At 63.2% G+C, this 14,258-nt stretch carries 14 protein-coding genes; 6 read left to right on the top strand and 8 right to left on the bottom strand.

Annotated elements, in window-relative coordinates; all coding sequences use genetic code 11:
- Nucleotides 1–46: 46 nt before the first annotated feature.
- On the top strand, nucleotides 47–736 hold the full coding sequence (gene nfsB / locus AC3EC3_RS05180) for an oxygen-insensitive NAD(P)H nitroreductase (protein ID WP_488488568.1): 690 nt from the start codon (nucleotides 47–49) through the stop codon (nucleotides 734–736).
- Nucleotides 737–799: 63 nt separating this feature from the next.
- Here nfsB and AC3EC3_RS05175 read toward each other — a convergent pair whose 3' ends face one another.
- From AC3EC3_RS05175 to AC3EC3_RS05145, 7 genes are all read right to left on the bottom strand, one after another.
- Nucleotides 800–2,869 carry a M13 family metallopeptidase gene (locus tag AC3EC3_RS05175; RefSeq protein ID WP_488488567.1) on the bottom strand — a complete coding sequence of 690 codons (2,070 nt, stop codon included), beginning with the start codon at nucleotides 2,867–2,869 and terminating at the stop codon, nucleotides 800–802.
- Between the two features lie 163 nt (nucleotides 2,870–3,032).
- A complete protein-coding gene (locus AC3EC3_RS05170) occupies nucleotides 3,033–4,463 on the bottom strand; it encodes an AMP nucleosidase (RefSeq protein ID WP_488488566.1) in 1,431 nt (476 codons plus the stop codon).
- Nucleotides 4,464–4,518: 55 nt separating this feature from the next.
- Nucleotides 4,519–5,019, bottom strand: a complete 501-nt coding sequence (locus tag AC3EC3_RS05165; RefSeq protein WP_488488565.1) for a GNAT family N-acetyltransferase — start codon at nucleotides 5,017–5,019, stop codon at nucleotides 4,519–4,521.
- 101 nt (nucleotides 5,020–5,120) lie between these two features.
- The gene (rplI, locus tag AC3EC3_RS05160; RefSeq protein ID WP_260923110.1) at nucleotides 5,121–5,720 is read right to left on the bottom strand and encodes a 50S ribosomal protein L9; all 600 of its coding nucleotides are present in this window, start codon (nucleotides 5,718–5,720) and stop codon (nucleotides 5,121–5,123) included.
- A 14-nt stretch (nucleotides 5,721–5,734) separates the two neighbouring features.
- Nucleotides 5,735–5,959 (bottom strand): 30S ribosomal protein S18, encoded by a 225-nt coding sequence (gene rpsR, locus AC3EC3_RS05155; RefSeq protein WP_260923108.1) that lies wholly within the window; start codon nucleotides 5,957–5,959, stop codon nucleotides 5,735–5,737.
- A 5-nt stretch (nucleotides 5,960–5,964) separates the two neighbouring features.
- A complete protein-coding gene (gene rpsF / locus AC3EC3_RS05150) occupies nucleotides 5,965–6,327 on the bottom strand; it encodes a 30S ribosomal protein S6 (RefSeq protein ID WP_260923106.1) in 363 nt (120 codons plus the stop codon).
- Nucleotides 6,328–6,566: 239 nt separating this feature from the next.
- Complete coding sequence (locus AC3EC3_RS05145; protein WP_488488564.1) at nucleotides 6,567–7,391, bottom strand: flagellin N-terminal helical domain-containing protein; 825 nt, start codon at nucleotides 7,389–7,391, stop codon at nucleotides 6,567–6,569.
- A 225-nt stretch (nucleotides 7,392–7,616) separates the two neighbouring features.
- Here AC3EC3_RS05145 and AC3EC3_RS05140 point away from each other — a divergent pair, with 225 nt between their 5' ends.
- On the top strand, nucleotides 7,617–8,564 hold the full coding sequence (locus AC3EC3_RS05140) for a DUF808 domain-containing protein (RefSeq protein ID WP_488488563.1): 948 nt from the start codon (nucleotides 7,617–7,619) through the stop codon (nucleotides 8,562–8,564).
- A 21-nt stretch (nucleotides 8,565–8,585) separates the two neighbouring features.
- Here AC3EC3_RS05140 and AC3EC3_RS05135 read toward each other — a convergent pair whose 3' ends face one another.
- Complete coding sequence (locus tag AC3EC3_RS05135; RefSeq protein ID WP_488488562.1) at nucleotides 8,586–10,031, bottom strand: glutamate ligase domain-containing protein; 1,446 nt, start codon at nucleotides 10,029–10,031, stop codon at nucleotides 8,586–8,588.
- Nucleotides 10,032–10,086: 55 nt separating this feature from the next.
- On the opposite strand from AC3EC3_RS05135, the gene AC3EC3_RS05130 reads away from it, so the two are divergent.
- The 4 genes from AC3EC3_RS05130 (at nucleotide 10,087) to dnaN (ending at nucleotide 14,121) form a co-directional block, all read left to right on the top strand.
- Nucleotides 10,087–10,896: an LD-carboxypeptidase gene (locus tag AC3EC3_RS05130; RefSeq protein ID WP_488488561.1), complete on the top strand. Its 810-nt coding sequence runs from the start codon at nucleotides 10,087–10,089 to the stop codon at nucleotides 10,894–10,896.
- A 172-nt stretch (nucleotides 10,897–11,068) separates the two neighbouring features.
- Complete coding sequence (fabD, locus tag AC3EC3_RS05125; RefSeq protein ID WP_488488560.1) at nucleotides 11,069–12,004, top strand: ACP S-malonyltransferase; 936 nt, start codon at nucleotides 11,069–11,071, stop codon at nucleotides 12,002–12,004.
- A gap of 41 nt (nucleotides 12,005–12,045) precedes the next feature.
- The gene (fabG, locus tag AC3EC3_RS05120; RefSeq protein WP_488488559.1) at nucleotides 12,046–12,810 is read left to right on the top strand and encodes a 3-oxoacyl-[acyl-carrier-protein] reductase; all 765 of its coding nucleotides are present in this window, start codon (nucleotides 12,046–12,048) and stop codon (nucleotides 12,808–12,810) included.
- Between the two features lie 192 nt (nucleotides 12,811–13,002).
- Complete coding sequence (gene dnaN, locus AC3EC3_RS05115; RefSeq protein ID WP_488488558.1) at nucleotides 13,003–14,121, top strand: DNA polymerase III subunit beta; 1,119 nt, start codon at nucleotides 13,003–13,005, stop codon at nucleotides 14,119–14,121.
- The last annotated feature ends 137 nt before the right edge of the window (nucleotides 14,122–14,258 follow it).

Below are 14,258 nucleotides of genomic sequence, written 5' to 3'. Positions count from 1 at the left end.
GCTTCCTACCTTTGGCGGATCATTCCGTCCCCCAAGGAAGAAAGCCATGACCGTCCAGACCGCCGTTCTGCCTGAAGCTGCCGAAGTCATTCTGGAAGCGGCGCGCAGCCGCTATACTACGAAGGCCTATGATCCGAGCCGTCGCATCGCCGATACCGATGTCGAGAAGATCAAGGAACTGCTCCAGTTGACACCTTCCAGCGTCAATTCGCAGCCTTGGCATTTCGTGATCGCCGGGACCGAGGAAGGCAAGGCGCGCGTCGCCAAGGGCGTGGAGGGGCAGTATGCTTTCAACCTTGAGAAAGTGACCAAGGCCTCGCACGTCGTGGTCTTCGCGAGCCGTCTGGCCGAGGATGACGAATATGTCCTGCACGTCACCGATGTGGAGGAAGCCGCCGGTCGCTATGCCAACGCCGAGGCGCGCGAGGGCAATCTGAAGGGCCGTCGCTTCTTCGTCGGCTGGCACCGCGACGATCTGAAGGATCTGCGTCAGTGGGCGGACAAGCAGGTCTATATCGCTATCGGTCAGTTGCTGCTGGGCGCTGCGGCGATGGGTATCGATGCGACGCCGATGGAAGGCATCGACACCGCCGCGCTCGACCGGGAACTCGGGCTTCCCGAAAAGGGTTTCACGGCGATCTGCGCGGTTTCGCTGGGCTATCGCGCCGAGGGTGATTTCAATGCGAAGCTGCCCAAGGCGCGCCTGCCGCTGAGCGAAGTCATCACCGAAATCTGATTCTCGACTGCGTGACAATGAAGAGGGGCGGGACTGCCGTTGCAGTCCCGCCCCTTTTGCATATTACCAGAGCTTCACGCGCTTGGCGGGGTCGAGGTAGAGCGCCGAGCCGGGCTGCACGTCGAAGGCCTTGTACCAGGCATCGTTGTTGCGCACCGTCAGTGCGCGATATTCGCTGGGGGCATGGGCGTTGGCGACGATCTGTGCACGCTCCGCCGCTTCGCGGGTCTTGCTCGACCAGCTCTGCGCAAAGGCCACGAAGAAGCGCTGATCGCCGGTGAGCCCGTCCTTCTGCGGCAGATCCTGGCCGTTCAGCGACGCGCGATAGGCATCGAATGCGGCGGCAAGGCCAGCCACGTCTGCGCCGTTCTCGCCCAGTTCCAGTTTGCCGTTGAGATGCAGGTCGGGGAAGGGCGCATAGGCATCGTACTGGCGTACAAGCGCCTGCGTTTCGGCCTGGAAGTGGGCAAGATCGGCCTTCGTCCACCAGTTACGGACATTGCCTTCGGCATCGACCATCGCGCCGCTGGCATCGAAGCTGTGGCTGATCTCATGCCCGATCACCGCGCCGATGGCGCCGTAGTTGAACGCCGCATCGGCAGCTGGATCGAAGAACGGCTTCTGGAGGATCGCCGCGGGGAAGTTCAGCGCGTTCTGGACCGGCAGGTTGACCGCGTTTACGAGCTGTGGGTCCATCCACCATTCGCTGCGGTCCTGCGGCTTTCTGAGCTTGGCGAGCTGCTGAAGCGTCTTGCCGCGAATGGCTGACATGCGATTGGCATAGGCGGTATTCGGCGCGATCGTTACCATCGAATAATCGAGCCAGTGGTCCGGATAGCCGACACTGACAACGGTGGCGTCCAGCTTGGCGAGGGCCTGCTTCTTGGTTTCCGGCGCCATCCAGTCGAGCGCGGCGATGCGCTTGGCGAAGGCGGCCTTGATATGGACGACCATATCCTCGACCTGCGCCTTGGCCGACGGCGGGAAATAGGCCTGCACGTACAGTTTGCCAAAGGCGTTGCCGAGGTCGGTATTGATGGCGGCAAGAGCCCGCTTGGCTCGGGGGCGCTGCTGCGGCGTGCCCGAAAGCTGGGTGCCGTAGAAGGCGAAGTGCAGGGCATCGAGCTTTTGAGGCAGAACGTCGGTATTGGCGTTGATCCGGTGGAAGATCAGCCAGTCCTTCCACGCTGCCAAAGGCTGGGAGCCGACAAGGGCGGCCATGCCTTTGATCGCGCTGGGCGCATAGACGTCGAACATCTGCTGGTGCGGCATGCGCGCGGCGGTGAAGTAGGCGTTCCAGTCCATTCCGGGTGCGTTCTTCGCGAAGTTCGTCCGCTTCCAGAGCGTACCGCCCTTGGTGAAGTCGGCCATATCGGCCTTGGGCGGGTGTGCGCGGGCGATCTTCATTTCCAGATCGAAGATGCGCGCGGCACGGGCCTCAGGCTCGCTGACACCGGCTGCCTTGAGCAGTTGCACGATATAGGTGCGGTACTGCGTGCGGGCGGTCGCCATCTTGGGATCGGTTGAGAGATAGTATTCGCGATCCGGCAGCCCAAGGCCACCCTGATAGATATAGGGCACCACGTCAGGCCCGCTGAGCGACTTGGTGATGAACAGGCCGAACAGGTTTTCGGTGTCCATGTCGTTGTTGTTGTTGAACAGGTCGAGGTCGCTCTCGGTCTGGTCTCCCAGCACGTGGACCAGTTGCGCCTTCGACTTGATCGCGGCGTAGCGGACCAGATCGCTCTTGAGTGGTGCCATTCCGGCGGCATCGATCGCGCCGAGGTTCATGTAGGCGCTATAGTAGTCCTTGATGCGCGCTTCATCGCTGTCCGGCGTCGGCGTGGAGGCGAGCAGCTTAGCAAGCAGTTCGGTCTGTTCGCGCTCGGTCGATTCAAAGGCCACGAGACCCGCGCCGGTCGAGGAGCGGTCTGCCGGGATTTGCGCCTGCTTCTGCCAGGTGCCGTTGGCGTAGCCGTAGAAGTCGTCACCGGGTTTGGTGGTGGTGTCCATGGCGGCGGGGTTGATCCCGGCGGCAGTGCCCTGCTGTGCGGCTTCGGGTGCAGGCGTCTGGGCAGAAACGGGCAGGGCGGTGGCGGCGAGCAGGGCCGCAACAAGCGAAGTGGTGCGCATGGAAGAATCCCTCGGATATTCTGGTCTTCCGGCGCACGATGTCTCTCGCGCTGCCGGATCGATAATCGGGGGTTCTAACGGTTCATCGTGCTCCTGCAACCATTGCGCGACGAATGACCCTCGCTGCTCACATCGAAATGGCGAGCAGCGAGGGGTAAAGGGATCAGCGGAACGGCGGCTCGTTGAATGCGCGCAACTTACGGCTGTGCAGGCGTTCGCCTTCGGCACGCAGCAGGTCGCAGGCGACCAGTCCGATCTTGAGGTGACCGGCGATGGCCTCGTCATAGAAGCTGTTGGCCTGGCCCGGCAGCTTCAGTTCGCCGTGCAGCGGCTTGTCCGAGACGCAGAGCAGCGTCCCGTAGGGTACCCGGAAGCGATAGCCCTGCGCGCTGATCGTCGCGCTTTCCATGTCGATGCCGATCGCGCGGCTCAGGCTGAAACGATGCGCCGAATCGGTGTAGCGAAGCTCCCAGTTGCGATCGTCGGTGGTGACGATGGTGCCGGTGCGCATACGCTTCTTGAGGTTGGTGCCGCCTTCGCCGCTGACCTTCTCGGCCGCCGTCGCCAGCGCCATCTGCACTTCGGCAATCGCGGGCAGCGGGATTTCTGGCGGAAGCACAGGATCGAGCACATGGTCGTCACGAAGGTACGCATGGGCGAGCACATAGTCGCCGATGCGCTGGTTTTCGCGAAGGCCGCCGCAGTGGCCGATCATCAGCCACGCTTCGGGACGGATGACCGCAAGGTGATCGGTGATCGTCTTGGCGTTCGAGGGGCCAACGCCGATGTTCACCAGCGTGATGCCCGAGCGGTCCTCACGAATAAGGTGATAGGCGGGCATCTGGTGGCGGCGCCATGCCGTGTCGGACAGTCGCGCACGGGCATTGTCGATCGGGGCGTCGAGGTAGAGTCCACCGGCACCCGACAGCGCGACATAGCCGTCCTTGCCGACCTGCTGCCCAGCCCAGTCCACGAATTCATCGACATAGCGGTGATAGTTCGTGAACAGGATGAAGCGCTGGCAGTGATCGGCGCTGGTTCCGGTGTAGTGCTGGAGCCGGGCAAGGCTGAAATCGGTGCGCAGCGCATCGAACAGCGCCAGCGGCATCGGGTCTTCGTCATCCAGTTCGTGGATACCGTCGGCGATCTCGTCACCGATCATCGCCAGTTCCGTGGTCGGGAAGTGCTGCGAGAGTTCCTGGGGGGTGATCGCGCCGACCTTCACGCCATCGAGGACGTAAGGGAAGGGGATCTCCTGCGCCGAGCGGGTGACGGTGATCTCGATCTCGTAATCCTGCTGGAGCAGTTCGAGCTGGTCGGTGAGATAGTCCGCAAACAGATGCGGGCGCGTCACCGTGGTAACGTATTCGCCCGCCTCGGCCAGTCGCCCGAAAGCGCGGCTGTGGCTGGCATCACGTTCGCGCCCGGCATACGTCACGCGCAGTTCCGGGTAAGTCCAGCGATGTTCGGAGCGCCTCTCTACAGGAGGCAGAGTGCCATCGGCCACGAAAGCGTTGATGTCCGCCTGCAGGCAGGCGATGGCTTCTTCATAGACGCGGACCAATTCCGCGAGGGTTTTCTGTATCGTTTCCATCGCCCGTTTTTACGCAATTCGTGTTGCAGTGCAAGGGCATCTGAAAACTTCGCGATTACGGGGTGAGTTGGCAGGCCATGTAGGACACTGTCTTGCCGTTTTCGAGCAGAGCCTCGCCGACTTGCTCAAAGCGCAGAGCGCGATGGAAACGTTCCGAAGCCGGATTGGGCGGATCGGAGTTGATCTCGCAGACCACGCGCTCGTGTCCGGCTGCGCGTGCCTTGGTAAAGAGATCGTCGTACAGGCGCCGAGCTACGCCTTTGCCACGAGCGGCGGGGTCGGTCACGATCCGGTCGACATAGGCGAAGCGGTCGTAGGCGTTCCGAAACCATGCGAAGTTTGGACTATCGTAGTCTGCATCCTGGTCGAAGGCGAGAAGCAGTCCGTCCACCCGGCCCACCCTTGCTGTCCATGTGGCTCGCGAGATCAGCAGTTCCATACGGGCCTCGTCCGCAAGGGAAAGCTCCACGGCGTGCGCGTTGTTCAGCGCGACGATGGCAGCCAGCAGAGCGGAGTCTGTATGCACATCGGTAGCGGACAAGGGTTCGACCAACATCGCAGTTCCATTCGTACATGTGTGCAAACGAAAAACCCCCGCACCATGTGGGTGCGAGGGCTTTCGTGAAGTCTTCCGTGAGGGAAAGAGCGTGTAGCCTATCAGGCCTGCTCTTCGCCTTCGGCTTCCTCGGTCGCCTCGACGGCGATCTCGCCGGGCTCGGCGTTCGGGTCATAGGCTTCGGTGAAGCCCGAGACGTCCTGCTCGAACATTGCTTCCATGACGTTGACGCCCTGCGACTGCAGTTCGGCTTCGTCCGGCGAACGTGCCACGTTGACCTGAACGGTCACGGCCACTTCGGGGTGCAGGCTGACGCGAACGTCGAAGATGCCAAGCGTCTTGATCGGACGCTCCAGCACGATCATGTGCTTGGCAACGTTCGCACCGTCGGCGTTCAGAGCGTCGACGATGTCGCGCACCGAAACCGAACCGTAGAGCTGGCCCGAGTTCGACGAGGCGCGGATCAGGACGACCTGCTTGCCTTCGACGTCACCCGATGCTGCCTGAGCAGCCGTGCGGCGCTCGGCGTTCTCGGCCTCGATCTTGGCGCGGTTGGCTTCGAAGACCTTCTTGTTACGCTCGTTGGCGCGAAGGGCCTTCTTGTTGGGAAGCAGGTAGTTGCGTGCGTAACCGTCCTTGACGGAAACGACATCGCCGATGGCGCCGAGCTTTTCGACGCGCTCCAGGAGGATGATGTCCATTGGGTCTTTCCCCCTTACTTGACGATGAAGGGCAGCAGGCCGATGTGGCGCGCGCGCTTGATCGCCTGGCTCAGCTCACGCTGCTTCTTGGCGGACACCGCGGTGATGCGGCTGGGGACGATCTTGCCACGCTCGGACATGAAGCCCTGAAGCAGACGGATGTCCTTGTAATCGATCTGCGGCGCGTTCTTGCCCGAGAACGGGCAGGACTTGCGGCGGCGGAAGAATGCACGTGCCATGTGGATCAGTTCCCTTCACGTTCGCGGCGGCGGGTGCGCTCGCGGTCGCTCTTGCGCATCATGACCGACGGGCCGTTCTCGTGCTCGTCAACGCGGATGGTGACATAGCGGATCACGTCTTCGTTGATCTGGGTCTGACGCTCCAGCTCGGCAACGACATCACCGCCGGCTTCGAAGTTCAGCAGAACGAAGTGCGCCTTGCGGTTGCGCTTGATCTTGTACGCGAGGTTCTTGAGGCCCCAGGTCTCGGTCTTGGTGACCTTGCCCTGGTTAGCTTCGATGATCTCGGTGGCAGTGGCGGCCAGTGCATCTACCTGCGACTGGCTGAGGTCCTGGCGAGCCAGGAACACGTGCTCATAAAGAGCCACGGCAGCTTCCTTTAATCTATCTAGCCGATCGCTGGCTTGTCCGCGGGATTGCGGGGCCCCTCCGGCTTTCGTCCGTTTCCGACCCGGATTAAGAGCCGGATGCGGAAGGCGCGCCCTTAGTGGAAACGAGGCGGGCGTGCAAGCTTTCATGTGAGATGCGAGACCCCGGACGCAAAGTTCCTCCGGTCGCAGGGGGCGACCGGAGGAGGCTGGGGGGGAGAGGTCTTTTCTTTTTTGTATCAGCGCAGCAGCGACAGGACGTTCTGCTGGCTCTGGTTGGCCTGCGACAGCATCGCGGTGGAGGCCTGCGAGAGGATCTGGGCCTTGGCCATCGCGGTGGTTTCGGTGGAGTAGTCGGCATCCTCGATGCGCGATTTCGCGTCCGAGAGGTTGGTGCTGTTGCTGGTCAGCGTGTTGATCGCCGATTCGAGGCGGTTCTGGCCTGCGCCCAGCGAGGCGCGGGTGGCGTTTACGTCGTCGAGCGCCTTGCCCACGCTGGTCATCGTCGCGGCGGCCTTGGTCGCGTCCGAGACGTCGAGCGCGGTCGCGGTCAGGTTGGTGCCGTCGATCGCGGTGCTGGTCAGCGTCACCTTTTCACCTGCATTGGCGCCGGTCTGGATGTCGAAGGTCTTGTTCGTGCCCGCCGTGGTCGAGAACAGCGCGTTGCCGTTGAACTTGGTCTGCGTCATCACGTCCGAGATTTGCGCCGTCAGCGCTGAGACTTCCGACTGCATCGCCGTGCGGTCCGAGGTCTGATAGGTCCCCGAGGCCGACTGCACCGACAGTTCGCGGACGCGCTGGAGCATGTTGGTGACTTCCGACAGCGCGCCCTCGGCGGTCTGCGCCAGCGAGATACCGTCGTTGGCGTTGCGGATGCCCTGGCCCATGCCCTTGATCTGCGAGGTCATCGAGGTCGAGATCGCCAGACCCGCAGCATCGTCCTTGGCCGAGTTGATCCGCTTGCCGGTCGACAGGCGCTCCATCGCCGTGCCCAGCGCCTTGTCCGCCGCCGCCGACGCATTGCTTGCCCGAATCGCCGAAATGTTCGTGTTGATCACTGACATTGTGAATTCCCCAATTGTACCGTTTGCCGGAGCAGGCCGACCATCGGCGCCCTCGGAATGCCAACAAGAACGGCAATCGGCGGGAAGGTTTAAGGGGTGAGAGGCAGGCATGGTTGTCAGCAATGTTCTGTTACCGGGCAATGGCTTGATCCGTCGCCACAATCTGCGATGAACGATGCCGCGCAGCCGTGGCGGCGGGCGCAATGAAACGGGGAAATTTCGACAATGCCAAGCGGTCTCGTGGCGCTTCTGGATGATGTATCGGTGATCGCACGGGCTGCTGCGGCGTCGCTCGACGATGTCGGCGCGGGTGTCGCCAAGGCAGGCAGCAAGGCGGCGGGCGTTGTGATCGATGATGCGGCCGTGACGCCGGGCTACGTTACCGGGTTCACGCCGGATCGCGAGCTGCCGATGATCTGGCGGATCACCAAGGGATCATTGCGCAACAAGCTGCTGATCCTGCTGCCGGTTGCGCTGCTGCTGAGCGCGTTCCTGCCGCAGGCAATCACCCCGATCCTGATGCTGGGTGGCCTGTTCCTCTCGTTCGAAGGTGCAGAGAAAGTGCTGGAGAAGCTGGGCGGTGCCAAGCATGGCGAAACGCTCGACGATCCCGTGACCGATCCTGCGAAATTCGAGCAGGAGCGCGTTTCAGGCGCTGTGCGCACCGATCTGATCCTGTCGGCCGAGATCATGGCGATTGCGCTCTCGCAGATCGAGGATGCGACACTCCTGACCCGCGCGGTCGCACTGGCGCTGGTGGGCGTGCTCATCACCGTGGGCGTCTATGGCGCGGTCGCGCTGATCGTGAAGATGGACGACATCGGCCTGCATCTGGCGAAGAAGCCTTCCGCCGGAGCGAAGTGGTTCGGGCGCCTGCTCCTGAAAGGCATGCCGGTCGTGTTGAGCGTGCTGTCCAACGTCGGCATGCTGGCGATGCTGTGGGTCGGCGGCGGTATCCTGCTCCACGGCACCGAGGAACTGGGCTGGACTGATCCGGCACATCTCGTTCATGGCTGGGAGCATGGGGCCTCCGAGGCAGCCGGCGCGGTCGGCCCGGCGCTGGGCTGGCTTACTTATGCAGGCATATCTGCCGTGATCGGTCTGATCGTAGGCGCCGTGATCGCGGCGATCGTGCATGTGATTGCCAAGGCGCGGGGCGGTTCCGCACACTGAGCCATCGCGTCTTTCCTGTAGTCAGGGAAGGCGCGCCAACAGGTCTTTGGCGAACTGCGTGAGAGTATCGTCCCGCGCGCCCATCACCACCACGCGGTCGCCGGGGCGGGCAATCTCGACGATGCGATCGGCACAGGCGGTGCGCTCTGGAATATGCTCGGCCTGCCCGCCATCGGCGCGGATGAATTCGACGATCCGCTCGCTGCCCTGGCTGCGATCGACCGTGCCGCCGAAATAGACCGGATCGCACAGGATCGTCAGATCGTTGCCATCCAGTGTCTTCGCGATGACTTCGGCAAGCTCGCGACCCATCTGGCGCAAGGGGCCGTAGCCGTGAGGCTGGAAGAACGCGATCACGCGTCCCGGATGGGCCTTCAGCGTGCGAAGCGTCGCGCCGACCTTGTCCGGGTTGTGTCCGAAGTCGTCGATCACGGTCACGCCGCCTGCCGAAGTGCCGACGATATCGAAGCGGCGCGCAAGCCCTGCGAAAGTGTCGAGCGCAGCCGCTGCTTCGGCCACCGACACGCCCGCAGCGCTCGCTCCGGCAATGGCGGCCAGCGCGTTGTAGAGGTTATGGCGACCGGGCACTTTCAGCGTAAGTGCGTGTGTGCTGTCATCACGCCGGTCATGGATTGTCGCGCTGAGCGTGGTTGGCCCCTCGACGATCTCGCTGGCGACGAGATCGGCTTCGGGAGAGGTGATCCCGAAAGTCACGAGGCGTTTGGCATGTGATGCCAGCGCTGCCGTCTCGGCATCGTCGAGATTGATCGCGCTGATGTCTGCGCGGGCAAGGAAGTCCCCGAACAGCGTGCGCAGTTCCTCAAGGCTCTTGTGATCGAGGCTGACGTTGCCGAGCACCGCGACTTGCGGGCGATAGAGCGCGATGGAGCCGTCGCTTTCATCGACTTCCGACACGAACAGATCGCCGCTTCCCACGCGGGCGCTGGCGAAAGGTGCATCGGCGCTGACGAAGTTCTTCATCACCGCCCCGTTCATGATTGTCGGGTCGCGGTCGGTCGCGGTCAGGATCCAGCCCAGCATGCCGGTGACGGTGGACTTGCCGGAGGTGCCGCCGATGGCGATCCCGGCCCTGGCCGCGTTGAACAGCGTTGCCAGCAGTTGCGCGCGGCTCATGCGCGGGCAGCCGAGCGCGGTGGCGCGAACGACTTCGGGCACGCTGTCTTCCACCGCAGCAGAGGCGACCAGCACCTGCTCGGGCGCTGTGATGCCGCTGCCGTCCTGCGGGTAAAGCGCAAAACCGAGCGATTCGAGCCACGCGAACTTTTCCGGCGTACGTCCCTGATCGCGGCCCCGGTCGGACCCGGCGATATGCGCGCCGTGGCCTTTGAGGATCAGCGCGAGCGGCAGCATGCCCGAGCCGCCAATGCCGCAGAAGAACCACGGGCGCGTGGTGAGTTCATGGGCTGTGAGGGCGGGAAGGGTGGTCGGTTCGGCGCTGGCGGTCATGTCGGCTTCGGTATGCGGCCTTGCCGCCTGTGACAACCTCGATAGAGAAGAGGACATGACCCGTATCGCCGTTTGTGCACCGTCCACCCCGATCCTCTCTGAGGACGCCGCGCGCGTGACCGCGCTTGCTGCTGCGCATTTCCCCGGCGTGACGCTCGATATCCATCCCCAGAGCTTTGCCGAACATGGCCATTTCGCCGGATCGGACGAGACGAGGCTCGCAGCGCTGCTCGAATGCGCGAACGATCCGGCTTACGATGCGGTGTGGTTCGCGCGTGGTGGCTACGGCGCCTGCCGCGTGGCCGAGGATGCCATGGCGCGCTTCGACCATGTGGCAAAGAATAAGGTGTTCCTTGGCTATTCGGATGCGGGCTATCTGTTGGGAGGCCTCTACCGCGCCAGGATCGGTCGCCCCGTCCATGGCCCGATGCTGGCGGATATCCGCCGCGATGGTGGCGAGGCGGCCGTGCTGCGCGCGCTTTCCTATCTTTCGGGAGAGGGGGCTGCCGGCATCGAGCCTGCCGTGGGGCAGGGGCATCCGGTGGTCGCGTTCAACCTGATGACGCTGGCGATGCTGTGCGGAACCCGGCTGATGCCGGGACTGGCCGGGCATGTGGTGATGGTCGAGGAAGTCTCGGAATATCTCTATGCCGTGGACCGGCTGATGTTCCACCTTTCGGCGCATCTGGGCGGGATTTCCGGGCTCCGGCTCGGGCGGGTAAGCGCCGTTCCCGAGAACGACCGCCCGTTCGGGATCGAGCCCGAAGCGATCGTGCGCCACTGGTGCGAACGACACTCGATTGCTTTTATGGGAACTGCGAACATCGGCCATGATGCGGATAACCGCATCGTGCCTTTCGGCTGAACGAAAGCGCGTTCCAAGCCCTCTACCATCGCGTGACGGGCGGCTGTATGGGCGCTTGTGTGCGCTTTAAGGGTTGCTCTGTAGCGGCTCGGTGAATAAGCGCGGCGCCTTTCGCGGGCTGGCCTCTGGTCGCTCGTGGTGAACGAACGACATTCAAAGAAGGTATCAGCACATGCGCGCATTCGTGTTTCCGGGGCAGGGCAGCCAGAAAGTCGGCATGGGTGCGGAGCTTGCTGCGGCCAGCGTCGCCGCACGCGAGGTCTTCCAGGAGGTCGACGAGGCGCTCGGGCAGAACCTCTTCCGCATCATGACCGAAGGCCCCGAAGATCAGCTGACGCTGACCGAAAACGCCCAGCCTGCTATCATGGCCCATGCCATCGCCGTGTTGCGCGTGCTGGAGAAGGAAGGCGGCATCTCGCTGGCTGACAAGGCGGATTTTGTCGCCGGACACTCGCTGGGCGAATATACCGCGCTGTGCGCCGCTGGTGCTTTCAGCCTTGCCGATACGGCGCGCCTGTTGAAGCTGCGCGGTCAGTCGATGCAGGCTGCCGTGCCTGTGGGCGTAGGCGCGATGGCGGCGCTGCTGGGCGCGGACATCGAGAAGGCGAGCGCGCTGGCCGAAGCTGCCGCCGAAGGCGAGGTCTGCACCGTCGCCAATGACAATGACCCGACGCAGGTCGTGATTTCCGGTCACAAGGATGCGGTCGAGCGTGCGGTTGCACTGGTCAAGGAGTACGGCATCAAGCGCGGCGTGCTGCTGCCGGTCTCCGCACCGTTCCACTGCCCGCTGATGCAACCTGCCGCCGATGCCATGGCCGCAGCGCTTGAGGCCACCAAGCCCAGCGCGCTGCGCGTGGCGCTTTATGCCAATGTCACCGCCGATGTCGTGACCGATCCTGCTGTGGTCCAGCGCCTGCTGGTCGAGCAGGTGACGGGCCGCGTGCGCTGGCGCGAAAGCGCGATCGCGATGCGCGATGCCGGTGTCGAGCAGTTCGTCGAACTGGGCGGCAAGGTGCTCGCCCCGATGATCAAGCGTAGCGCGGGTGAAGTCGATGTGATCTCCGCCTCGACCATGGCCGAGATCGAGGAACTGGCGAAGGCGCTCTGAGCGCTTGGCCTGCAACTGAATTTTCCAGAGGAACCAAGACCATGTTCGATCTTCACGGAATGACCGCTCTCGTCACCGGCGCCTCGGGCGGCATCGGCTCGTCGGTGGCCCGCGCGCTGGCAGCACAGGGCGCCCGCCTCGTGATTTCCGGCTCCAATGCCGACAAGCTCCGCGCCTTCCGCGAGGAACTGGTGGAGCATACGCCGCAGCATCTGCAGGATGTCGATCACGTTGCCATTGCCTGCAACCTGTCGAGCGCCGAGGATGTCGAGAAGCTGGTCCCTGCCGCGCTGGAGACGCTCGGCAAGATCGACATTCTGGTCAACAATGCCGGGATCACGCGCGATAACCTCGCGATGCGTATGAAGGATGAAGAGTGGGATGCGGTGATCCGCGTGAACCTCGAATCGACCTTCCGCCTGATGCGCGCTGTCACCAAGCCGATGATGAAGGCGCGCTTCGGTCGCATCGTCAACGTGACCTCGGTAGTCGGCACTACCGGCAATCCCGGCCAGATGAACTACTGCGCGGCCAAGGGTGGCATCACCGCGATGTCCAAGAGCCTCGCGCAGGAGCTTGCCAGCCGCAACGTCACCGTGAACTGCATTGCGCCGGGCTTCATCCGCACCGCGATGACCGATGTACTGCCCGATGCCCAGAAGGACGCCCTCAACGGCCGCATCCCGATGGGCCGGATGGGCGAGGGTGACGACATTGCTGCTGCCGCCGTATTCCTGGCGAGCAAGGAAGCAGGCTACGTCACCGGCCAGACGATCCACGTCAACGGCGGCATGGTGATGATCTGACGGGAAAGGTCGGGTGGAGGGCGAAATCGCTTTCCACCCACTTTCTTCCGGGGCGAAACCCGGATTTATCCCCAGTTTCGCAGGTTTCTGGTCACATCGCGCTTGCCGCTTGCCTGACTCGCGCTAGAGATAGTCGTCCAATTTTCGGGGTTTCTTGAACCCAAGCCCGACCAAGGGGGACCTGAGGCTGTCATGAAGGCCACTATCGAACGTTCCACGCTGCTGCGCTGCCTTTCCCATGTGCAGTCGGTCGTCGAGCGCCGCAATACGATTCCCATCCTTTCGAACGTGCTGATCGAGGCATCGTCTGCTGGTGCGCTGCGTATCATGGCGACCGACCTTGATCTCCAGGTGGTCGAATCGGTCGGTGCCGTTTCGGTCGAGCAGGCGGGCGCCATCACGGTTTCTGCGCACCTGCTGTTCGACATCGCCCGCAAGCTGCCCGATGGCAGCCAGGTGAACCTCGATGCCGCCGAAGGGCGCATGGTGGTGAAGGCCGGGCGCAGCCGCTTCCAGCTGCCGACGCTGCCGCGCGACGACTTTCCGATGATCGCCGAGGGCGAACTGCCGACCAGTTTCGAGATCCCTGCGGCAACGCTGGCACAGCTGATCGATCGTACCCGCTTCGCAATCTCGACCGAGGAAACCCGGTATTACCTCAATGGCATCTTCTTCCACGTTACCGAGGACGAGCTGAAGGCTGCCGCGACCGACGGCCATCGCCTCGCCCGGTTCACGCTGGCACGCCCCGATGGGGCCGAAGGCATGCCGGACGTGATCGTGCCGCGCAAATGCGTGACCGAACTGCGCAAGCTTATCGAGGAAGTGCTCGACACCAAGGTTCTGGTGGACCTTTCGGCCAGCAAGGTGCGCTTCACGCTGGGTGGCGAGCATGGTGTGGTGCTGACCAGCAAGCTGATCGACGGCACGTTCCCTGATTACAATCGTGTTATCCCGACCGGTAACGACAAGCTGCTCAAGATCGATCCGAAGTCGTTCTTCGAGGGGGTGGACCGCGTTGCGACCATCGCCACCGAGAAGACTCGCGCGGTCAAGATGGCGCTGGAGCAGGACCGGGTGACGCTTTCTGTCACATCGCCAGACAATGGCACGGCCGCTGAGGAGGTTCCGGCAGACTATTCGGCAGATGGCTTCGAGATCGGCTTTAATGCCAACTATCTCAAGGACATCCTGGGCCAGATCGATGGAGATACGGTGGAGCTGCATCTGGCCGATGCTGGCGCTCCGACGCTGATCCGTCAGGATGACAAGAGCCCCGCGCTTTACGTATTAATGCCGATGCGCGTTTAGGTCGCCAGCCCGGTATGCCGGGCTGCGGTCATGCGGTGCGAGATTTCGAAGGCCGAAGCTTCCCCATCGGGAAGCTTCGGCTTTCGATGTGTGTGGGGCATGGAACATGCATATTTACCGGCCGTTTGCTTCGTATG

The organism is Novosphingobium sp. BAM6 (assembly GCF_057784955.1).
The sequence above is the reverse complement of the archived record's forward strand: the minus strand, read 5'-3'. Positions and strand labels throughout refer to the sequence as shown.

Excerpts from the sequence above, each read along its gene's own strand:
- AC3EC3_RS05175 (WP_488488567.1), bottom strand. The coding sequence starts at position 2,869 with ATGCGCACCACTTCGCTTGTTGCGGCCCTGCTCGCCGCCACCGCCCTG.
- AC3EC3_RS05135 (WP_488488562.1), bottom strand. The coding sequence starts at position 10,031 with ATGACCGCCAGCGCCGAACCGACCACCCTTCCCGCCCTCACAGCCCAT.
- fabD (WP_488488560.1), top strand. The coding sequence starts at position 11,069 with ATGCGCGCATTCGTGTTTCCGGGGCAGGGCAGCCAGAAAGTCGGCATG.
- AC3EC3_RS05145 (WP_488488564.1), bottom strand. The coding sequence starts at position 7,391 with ATGTCAGTGATCAACACGAACATTTCGGCGATTCGGGCAAGCAATGCG.
- nfsB (WP_488488568.1), top strand. The coding sequence starts at position 47 with ATGACCGTCCAGACCGCCGTTCTGCCTGAAGCTGCCGAAGTCATTCTG.
- fabG (WP_488488559.1), top strand. The coding sequence starts at position 12,046 with ATGTTCGATCTTCACGGAATGACCGCTCTCGTCACCGGCGCCTCGGGC.
- rplI (WP_260923110.1), bottom strand. The coding sequence starts at position 5,720 with ATGGACATCATCCTCCTGGAGCGCGTCGAAAAGCTCGGCGCCATCGGC.
- AC3EC3_RS05140 (WP_488488563.1), top strand. The coding sequence starts at position 7,617 with ATGCCAAGCGGTCTCGTGGCGCTTCTGGATGATGTATCGGTGATCGCA.
- AC3EC3_RS05165 (WP_488488565.1), bottom strand. The coding sequence starts at position 5,019 with ATGTTGGTCGAACCCTTGTCCGCTACCGATGTGCATACAGACTCCGCT.
- AC3EC3_RS05130 (WP_488488561.1), top strand. The coding sequence starts at position 10,087 with ATGACCCGTATCGCCGTTTGTGCACCGTCCACCCCGATCCTCTCTGAG.
- dnaN (WP_488488558.1), top strand. The coding sequence starts at position 13,003 with ATGAAGGCCACTATCGAACGTTCCACGCTGCTGCGCTGCCTTTCCCAT.
- AC3EC3_RS05170 (WP_488488566.1), bottom strand. The coding sequence starts at position 4,463 with ATGGAAACGATACAGAAAACCCTCGCGGAATTGGTCCGCGTCTATGAA.
- rpsR (WP_260923108.1), bottom strand. The coding sequence starts at position 5,959 with ATGGCACGTGCATTCTTCCGCCGCCGCAAGTCCTGCCCGTTCTCGGGC.